This window comes from Limnospira sp. PMC 289.06 (genome assembly GCF_032350395.1).
In the GTDB taxonomy this organism is placed as follows: domain Bacteria; phylum Cyanobacteriota; class Cyanobacteriia; order Cyanobacteriales; family Microcoleaceae; genus Limnospira; species Limnospira platensis.
In genome coordinates, this window is the sequence record NZ_JARPLC010000305.1 from 1 (window position 1) to 1,428 (window position 1,428).

The window sequence follows — 1,428 nt, forward strand, 5'->3', positions numbered from 1 at the left end:
GAGTTAGACATCCCACCCGATAGCAGTTGAATTTCCAAAATGAGAATTGCTGCCTACAGTCAGAAACCATAGGGGGCCATTTAAGTTATTGGGGTAGCTGTTAGGTGTTAGGGTTTAGGGTTTTCTCATTCGGCACTTAGTAATCATAGCTAACGCTACGTCTGTTAGCTTGTCTACAGTGACTTGGTCAGCTTTCCCTATGTAAATGTGATGATTGACGCTACCATCCCACCCTTTGAGGTTCCAGTAGGTAAAACCATTGATTGAGGTTTTTTTGCACGCTGTAAATCGTTTACCATTAACCTCTACTGAAAAGGATTTATGGGTTTATAGGTATTTAAACCATTCTGAAGAGCCTACCTCAATGCAGATACTATGACTTACTAAAAACCCGGTATAGCTTCCCGTTAACGTTACTACTGGGAGTAATTTAGGCATCAAAGTTACCTCCCATAAAAATATCGCTACTGTAACCATTGCCGCTAAAGTCGGACATAAATGATACTGGTTGAATAACTGTCTCTTGAGACGATACCCATTTTTTCTGTACCGTCATAAAATCAACAGCGGCGTTATGAGCTATTTCGGCTAATTTCATCCTGGTATCTTGGTTAGCGTAGGGGATATATCGTGACATCATTTGAGCGTAAATATCACGTGCTAATTCCGCGATAACCATTAACCTTGCTTGTTCTTCATTCATGGTTTTGTCTCCTATTGATTGCATTGCAGTAACTGATTAATTGAACTCATGATAATCATTGTCAGGGTGATTTTGACTATTGTTGTGTTCTGTAATTTTTGCATTAAGCAAGGCTTCAATGCCTTTGAGTAACTCGATTTCCGCGTTTAAAAAATGCCTGTGGATTTGAATAAATTCGACAATTTCATCAAATTGTTCAGATGTGATAGCAAGTTCTACTAAGTCAAGTAATCCTACCACGTTAGGGTTTAATCGATTGCTCATGTAGCTATATTCTACTACGTTTAATCCGGGCGTACTTAATTTGATTGACATGGATTTATCCTTTGATAGTGGTTAAGTTGTGATAGTTTAACGTCATTTCGGAAGGGTTTAAATTATTCGATTTTGGTTAGTAAATGCTGAATATAATTAAGCTGTTTGAGCGATAATTGTTTTTTCGCTTCTGCTAAGGATAACTCAACCTCGCAATCATCTATTATTGAAATTAACGTTTCCTTAGCGTCTTCTTTATTAGCGTTGTAGACTGTACTATCTACCATTTGTTTAAATGTTTTAAACCTTGCCTTTATAATGGCATTTGTGTTGGTTTGAGTCATTTTTTTGGTCTCCTATATGATGTGTTTCCAAACATTTTTGCCGTTCTGATTAATCATATTATATCCTCTATTTTTCATTAGATTAGTCAACTCTGAAACATTAACGCGACTATCAAGATATCCATC

The 1,428-nt window shown here is 36.8% G+C and carries 3 protein-coding genes and 1 pseudogene; all 4 read right to left on the reverse strand.

What is annotated here, in order from left to right:
- Positions 1-114: 114 nt before the first annotated feature.
- The 4 genes and pseudogenes from P5674_RS24680 to P5674_RS24695 all read right to left on the reverse strand — a co-directional run bounded on the left by P5674_RS24680 (position 115) and on the right by P5674_RS24695 (position 1,302).
- Positions 115-477 (reverse strand): annotated as a pseudogene (locus P5674_RS24680) (hypothetical protein).
- Entirely contained in the window at positions 431-703 is a 273-nt protein-coding gene (locus P5674_RS24685; RefSeq protein WP_014275656.1) for a hypothetical protein, read from the reverse strand. Before P5674_RS24685 ends, P5674_RS24680 begins: the two are co-directional and overlap by 47 nt.
- Positions 704-739: 36 nt before the next feature.
- Positions 740-1,018: a hypothetical protein gene (locus P5674_RS24690; protein WP_315670395.1), complete on the reverse strand. Its 279-nt coding sequence runs from the start codon at positions 1,016-1,018 to the stop codon at positions 740-742.
- A gap of 62 nt (positions 1,019-1,080) precedes the next feature.
- On the reverse strand, positions 1,081-1,302 hold the full coding sequence (locus P5674_RS24695; protein WP_315643291.1) for a hypothetical protein: 222 nt from the start codon (positions 1,300-1,302) through the stop codon (positions 1,081-1,083).
- Positions 1,303-1,428 lie beyond the last annotated feature (126 nt).